Here is a 6,332-nt window from a genome sequence, read left to right on the forward strand (position 1 = left end):
GACCAACACAGTCGCTTGCTGTGTTGGTCTCGACACGCCTCCGCCTAGCGGCTCCGGCGGCTCGACCGACGGGTGCTACTTCTGCTTCGGCTCGGTGACGACGATCGTGCTGAGGATCTTGTCGGCGAAGGTCTGCCGCTTCTCGTCCCACAGCGGCCACAGGTAGCCGATGTAGCAGGCGAGCTGGTCGAGGTAGTGGACGAAGAAGCGTCCGATCGAGAACCACGTCCCGAGGACCTGGCCGTCGGCCTCCTTGACCACCTTGATGCCGAGGACGCCCTTGCCGATCGTGTAGCCGGTCTTGCCCTGCTTCAGGCCGTAGTTCCAGAACAGGAAGGCGAGACTCACCAGGAAGCCGATGAACATGACGAGCCCGCCGATGGCCATGAGCGCCCCGTTGGGCTCGCCGGCGGGCGTGTACATGCCGGTGTTCGGGTCGTACTCCGAGGCAGCGCCCGAGGCGGCCCCACCGATGAGCAGGCCGTAGCCGATCCAGAGCGGGATCGTGGCCACCGCACCGACGAGCCCGTCGATGATCGCGGCGCCGACGCGTGCGCCCCAGGAGGCGTACGGCGGGGTCGGGGCGCCGTAGCCGTAACCGGCCGCAGCGGCGCCGTAGCCGGCGGGAGCGGCAGGGGCGGCATAGCCGTAACCCGGCGCTGGAGGCGGCGGCGGAGCGCTGGGCTGACCGTAGGCCGGTGCGGGCGGCGGAGTCGGCGGCAGAGGCTGGCCGGAAGGGTCCTGCGGGGCGCCAGGAGGCGGGCCGTAGTTAGACATGGGCCCGAGTATGGCCACATCTCAACGTAAATGTCAGCGCACACGCCTGAGCGCTGGGGCTAAGAGCGAGGCTCCACGACGACCAGCGTGCCGACGATCTTGTCGGCGAAGGTCTGCCGCTTGTCGTCCCACAGCGGCCACAGGTAGCCGATCATGCAGAACGCGTCGAGGACGTGGAGCAGCTGTCGCACCAGCGCCACCGGGACGCCGGTCGTGGCCTGCGAATCGTGTCGCACCAGCTTGATGCCGACGACACCCTTGCCGATGGTGTAGCCGGAGCGGCCCTGCTTGACGACGTGGTTCCAGATCGCGAAGACGAGGCCGCCGACCCAGCCGGCCAGTGTCACCAGAAGCCCGAACGCGGTGACGAAGAAGCCGGACTCCTGCGCCAGCCCGCCGCCCACACCGGCGACCAGATAGAACGGCAACAGCAGGGCGGCGTCGATCAGGGCACCGCCGGCCCGACGGCCCCAGGTCGCGAGCGGCGGCCCGGCAGGGACGTACGACTGCTGCGCCCAGGGCGGGGCCTGGGGCTGCTCGCCCGGTCCACGAGCGGGGTCCTGCGGGGCGCCTGGCGGCGGCCCGGTCGGCGGGCCGAAGTTGGACATCTGGTGGGTCATCTCCTCGAGTGTGCTGACCTGCTGACCTGACCGACGTTCAATCTATCGGGTCAGGCAGGGGTTAGCCTGACCCTTGTGGCTGGAGCGGCGAAGGCAATGGATCGGGCTCAGCGCCGGTTCCCGCCGGTCGCGTTCCCGCTGGCTGTTCTCTACAAGTTCTGGGACGACCAGGGCAACAATCTCGCCGCGATCATCACCTACTACGCCTTCGTGGCCGTCTTCCCGATCCTGCTGCTCGCCTCCTCGATCCTCGGCTTCGTGCTCGAGGGCAACCCGGCCCTGCAGGAGGCGGTGCTCGACACGGCGCTGGCGCAGTTCCCGATCATCGGCGACCAGCTGGGCCGCAAAGAGCTCACCGGATCGACCGGCGCGATCATCGTCGGTGGCATCACCGCCCTCTACGGTGCGCTCGGGCTCGGCCTCTCGATGCAGAATGCCGTCAACACCGCCTGGTCGGTGCCGCGCAACAGCCGCCCCAACCCGATCCTGTTGCGGGTGCGGTCGCTCTTCATGCTCGCTGCCGGCGGTCTGGCCATCCTCTCGGTGACCGCGCTGTCGCTGGTGCTGAGCCGCACCGACTTCCTCGGGTTCAAGGCGGTCGACGTCGGCTACTGGCTGGTGATCCTCGGCACCGTAGTGATCGTCACCGGCATGCTCTGCGTCGTTTTCCGGATGGCCACCACCCGCGACCATTCCCTTGCGCACGCGCTACCGGGGGCGTTCACGTTCGGGTTGCTGTGGCAGGTGCTGCAGTACTTCGGCGCCGAGTTCGTCCAGCACGTGCTCGCGGCCACCCGCGGCATGAACCAGACCTTCGCACTGGTCCTCGGGCTGGTCGCCTTCCTCTACATCGCCGCGCTGATGGTGGTGCTCTCGATCGAGGTCAACGTCGTCTACTCCCGTCATCTGTGGCCGCGCGCGCTGCTCACCCTCTTCACCGACGACGTCGAGCTGACCGAGGCCGACCGCCGCGCCTACGCGAGCTATGCCCTCATGCAGCGCCACAAGGGCTTCGAGACGGTCGCGGTCACCTTCGACGGTCCCGACGGCAACACCCACGAGATCGTCATGGACCCCTCGTGGCTCCGCAAGACCGCCCGCCGGATCCGTCGCCGCGACGAGTTCAGCCGGCCGCTGCCGCCCACCACGCCGCCGCCCCCGGTGCCGCCGGGCAAGCTGCGCGCGGTGCCGCACCCCGACGACGGCGAGCGGACGCGACGTACGAATCCTTAGAGCTTTCGACGCAGCGGCACGAAGCGATACCAACCGTGGCTGCTCAGGCGCGCGGTGCCGGTCTCGTTGCGTTCGACCAGCATCATCAGGCCGGCGACGGGAACCACCATCCGGCCGGGCGCGGCGAGCTGGTCCATGAGCTCGCTCGGCAGCGCCTCGGCCTCGGCGGAGACGAGGATGCGATCGTACGAAGCCTCCTGGGGCCACCCGAGGACACCTTCCTCCGCCTGCTCGATGCGTGCCCACGGCTGATCGGTCGCCGCCAGGTTCCGGCGGCCGAACCTGACCAGGGTGGGCTCCAGCTCGACCCCGACGACGCTCCCCTCGGGACCGGTCAGGTGGGCGAGCAGCGCGGTCGTCCAGCCCGACCCGGAGCCGACGTCGAGCACCGTGTCACCCGGTTCGACCTGGAGAAGGTGGAGCATGTCGGCCACGGTCCGCGGCTGCGAGTTGGTCTGCCCGTGGCCGATCGGGAGCGGCTCGTCGAACCCCGCGAAGTCCCGCTCCTCAGGTGGGAGGAAACCCTCCCGAGGAATGGCGGAAAATGCATAGAGGACCGGGTCCACACCTCCAGTCAAGCACCGTAAGGTCTGCCCCATGACTGAGTCGCCCGAAACCAACGTTGAGCTCGTCCACCTCGATGTCGCCGATGGTGTCGCCACCATCACCCTCGACTCGCCGGCCAACCGCAACGCGCTCTCCCGCCAGCTCGTCACCGAGCTGTTCGAGGCGCTGCACGCGGCCGACAAGGACTCCTCGGTCAAGGCGGTCGTGCTCCAGGCGACGGGCACCGTCTTCTGCTCCGGAGCCGACCTCTCCGAGGCCGCGACGGTGCCGATGGAGGAGGGGACCCGCGGGATCGTACGTCTCCAGCGCACCATCGTCGCCCTGACCAAGCCGGTCGTGGCGAAGGTCCAGGGCCCCGTGCGCGCCGGCGGCCTCGGACTGGTGGCCGCCGCCGACATCGCGATCGCCGCCGACACCGTCTCCTTCGCGCTCACCGAGGTCCGGCTGGGCCTGGCCCCCGCCGCGATCTCCCTCTCGATCCTGCCCCGGATCGACGCCCGCGCCGCCTCCCGCTACTTCCTCACCGGTGACAAGTTCGACGCCGCCGAGGCTGCCCGGATCGGCATCCTGACTGCCGCCGTCCCGGCCGAGTCGCTCGACGACGAGGTCGCCGCGATCACCTCCTCGCTCCTCGAGGGCTCCCCTCAGGGCCTGCGCGAGACCAAGCGCCTCATGGTCCGCGGACTGGTCGAGCACATCGACGCCGGCGGCGAGGAGATGGCCGCCCTCTCCGCCCGCCTCTTCGGCTCCGACGAGGCCCGCGAGGCGATGACCGCCTTCCTGACCCGGAAGCGGTAGTCGACGGGTGGCGCCGGTGCCCGCGTTACCCCACGTCGGGGTAGAGTTGTCTCCTTGCCGTGCGCCATGGGGGGCGCACGGCGGGTGTGGATCTTTGGTAACGGGGGAACATCCAGTTGAACGACGAGCTGGCTGAGCGCGAGATCGCTCAGGAGCAGAGGTTCGTAGATCGTGTCTACCTCCAGCTGGGGGAGTCGGCGCGCGCTGCGCAGGAGCTGGCCAACGAGGGCCGCGACCGTGGGCGCCTGGGGCACGAGGGCGGGCTGGTCGAGCGCGACGCGTTCGCCTTCCAGGCGGCGCGACGGATCGCGCAGCTCGACGCTGCTCACGAGGGGCTGGTCTTCGGCCGTCTCGACCTCGACCCGGAGGTCGACCAGGAGCCGCGCTACGTCGGCCGCATCGGTCTGCGCGACGCCGAGCGCGACTCGCTGCTGATCGACTGGCGCGCGCCGGCGGCGGCGGTGTTCTACCAGGCCACCGCGGTGGAGCCGAAGTCGGTGATCCGGCGCCGGGTGCTCCGCTCCGAGGGGCAGAGCGTCATCGGTGTCGAGGACGAGCTGCTCGACGCCGAGGCTCTGGATCGCTCCGGCGCCGAGCTGCCGATCGTCGGCGAGGGTGCCCTCATCGCCCAGCTCAGCCGCGCCCGCGACCGCACCATGCACTCCATCGTCGCGACGATCCAGGCCGAGCAGGACAAGGCCATCAGGGCGCCCGGCAAGGGCGTCACGACCATCTCCGGCGGCCCCGGCGTGGGCAAGACCGTGGTGGCCCTCCACCGGGCCGCCTACCTGCTCTACACCGAGCGTCGCCGCTACGAGTCCGGTGGTGTCCTCATCGTCGGACCGTCGGGCGTCTTCATGCGCTACATCGAGCGCGTCCTGCCGAGCCTCGGTGAGACCGCGGTGGCGCTGCGTTCGCTGGGTGAGGTCGTGGACGGCGTACGCGCGACCTGGCACAACGACCCCGCCGTCGCCGACGTCAAGGGCTCGGCTCGGATGGCCGAGGTGCTGCGTCGGGCCTCGCGCCAGCAGGCGCCGGGCTCCCCCCGTGAGTTCAAGGTCTTCTACCGCGACGATTCGCTGCGACTGGACGGCAAGCGGCTCGGTGAGCTGCGCCGGCAGCTCATGAGCCAGGGCCGCCGCAACCAGCAGCTGCGTCGCGTACCCCAGATGCTCCTCGACATCCTCTGGCGTCAGGTACGCGGCGAGCGCGGCCGTGAGCGCGGCCGCGAGGTCTTCAACGACGAGATGCTCGACAACCCCGCCTTCCTCGAGTTCGCCGCCGCCTGGTGGCCGGCGCTGGAGGCGCGCGAGGTCCTCGGCTGGCTGCGTGAGCCCGAGTTCCTGGCCCGCGTGTCCGAGGGGATCCTGACGTACGACGAGCAGCAGCTGCTCCTCAAGTCGTGGGCCGGGCGCGGTCTGACCGACGCCGACCTGGCCATCGAGGACATCCCGCTGCTCGACGAGCTCCGTTACGCGATCGGCGACATCCCCGAGCAGGTCGCCGACGAGCGCGACGCCGACCAGAGCGGCATCGACATCGCCGAGCTGATGACCGCCTCCGACCGCGAGTTCTCCTCCGGCCGGGGCTGGCGCCCGCCGACCTACCGCATCGACGACGACCCGTTCGCCCACATCCTCATCGACGAGGCCCAGGACCTCACGCCGATGCAGTGGCGGATGGTCGGCCGCCGGGGACGTACGGCCTCGTGGACCATCGTCGGCGACCCCGCCCAGTCCTCGTGGCCGGTGGCGGCGGAGGCGGAGGAGGCGCGGGCCAAGGCGCTCGAGGGCAAGCCGGTCCACGCCTTCCACCTGTCCACGAACTACCGGAACTCGGCCGAGATCTACGCTTTCGCCGCCGCGTATGCCGAGCGGGTCGGTCTCGACGCCGACCTGCCCACCGCGGTGCGCTCCACCGGCGTCGAGCCGCGGGTCGTCGAGCACGCGGTCGACCTGGAGAAGGCGACCCGGGAGGCGGTCGGCGAGATCGCCGCCCAGGTCGGTGGCACCGTCGGCATCGTGGTCCCGGTCGCGCGCCGCTCCGAGGTCAACTCGTGGCTGGCGTCGTGGTCGGAGTTCGCGGCCGACGCTCCTTCGGCTGCTGCCTCTGCCGCCGACCCGACCTCGGTGCCCTCCGGCGAGGACCGCATCGTCGTCCTCACCGGTCTGGACACCAAGGGCCTCGAGTTCGACGGCATCGTCGTGGTCAGCCCCGACGAGATCGAGCGCGAGTCCGCCACCGGCCGCGCCACCCTCTACGTCGTCCTCACCCGCGCCACCCAGCTCCTGACCACCGTCTCCTGAGTCGAAGCCGCCGAGTCGGCCCGTCAAGACC

At 70.3% G+C, this 6,332-nt stretch carries 6 protein-coding genes; 3 read left to right on the plus strand and 3 right to left on the minus strand.

Annotated elements, in window-relative coordinates; genetic code table 11:
• Positions 1 to 75 precede the first annotated feature (75 nt).
• Positions 76 to 777: an RDD family protein gene (locus tag ACFVDI_RS26890; RefSeq protein WP_378911952.1), complete on the minus strand. Its 702-nt coding sequence runs from the start codon at positions 775 to 777 to the stop codon at positions 76 to 78.
• A 59-nt stretch (positions 778 to 836) separates the two neighbouring features.
• Positions 837 to 1,397 (minus strand): RDD family protein, encoded by a 561-nt coding sequence (locus ACFVDI_RS26895; protein ID WP_378911953.1) that lies wholly within the window; start codon positions 1,395 to 1,397, stop codon positions 837 to 839.
• Between the two features lie 96 nt (positions 1,398 to 1,493).
• Between ACFVDI_RS26895 and ACFVDI_RS26900 the strand changes: the two genes are divergently transcribed.
• A complete protein-coding gene (locus ACFVDI_RS26900) occupies positions 1,494 to 2,630 on the plus strand; it encodes a YihY/virulence factor BrkB family protein (RefSeq protein WP_378911954.1) in 1,137 nt (378 codons plus the stop codon).
• Here the strand turns inward: ACFVDI_RS26900 and ACFVDI_RS26905 are convergent.
• Entirely contained in the window at positions 2,627 to 3,208 is a 582-nt protein-coding gene (locus ACFVDI_RS26905) for a protein-L-isoaspartate O-methyltransferase (RefSeq protein WP_378911955.1), read from the minus strand. The two genes, ACFVDI_RS26900 and ACFVDI_RS26905, sit on opposite strands and share 4 nt — an antisense overlap.
• Positions 3,209 to 3,227: 19 nt before the next feature.
• Between ACFVDI_RS26905 and ACFVDI_RS26910 the strand changes: the two genes are divergently transcribed.
• Entirely contained in the window at positions 3,228 to 3,995 is a 768-nt protein-coding gene (locus tag ACFVDI_RS26910) for an enoyl-CoA hydratase family protein (protein ID WP_378911957.1), read from the plus strand.
• A 116-nt stretch (positions 3,996 to 4,111) separates the two neighbouring features.
• Positions 4,112 to 6,301 carry a HelD family protein gene (locus ACFVDI_RS26915; RefSeq protein WP_378911959.1) on the plus strand — a complete coding sequence of 730 codons (2,190 nt, stop codon included), beginning with the start codon at positions 4,112 to 4,114 and terminating at the stop codon, positions 6,299 to 6,301.
• Positions 6,302 to 6,332: the final 31 nt, after the last annotated feature.

This window comes from Nocardioides sp. NPDC057767, assembly GCF_042798275.1.
GTDB lineage: Bacteria > Actinomycetota > Actinomycetes > Propionibacteriales > Nocardioidaceae > Nocardioides.

Bases quoted from the DNA above. Each gene is read 5' to 3' on its own strand.
- ACFVDI_RS26890 (WP_378911952.1), bottom strand. From the start codon at position 777: ATGTCTAACTACGGCCCGCCTCCTGGCGCCCCGCAGGACCCTTCCGGC.
- ACFVDI_RS26895 (WP_378911953.1), bottom strand. From the start codon at position 1,397: ATGACCCACCAGATGTCCAACTTCGGCCCGCCGACCGGGCCGCCGCCA.
- ACFVDI_RS26900 (WP_378911954.1), top strand. From the start codon at position 1,494: ATGGATCGGGCTCAGCGCCGGTTCCCGCCGGTCGCGTTCCCGCTGGCT.
- ACFVDI_RS26910 (WP_378911957.1), top strand. From the start codon at position 3,228: ATGACTGAGTCGCCCGAAACCAACGTTGAGCTCGTCCACCTCGATGTC.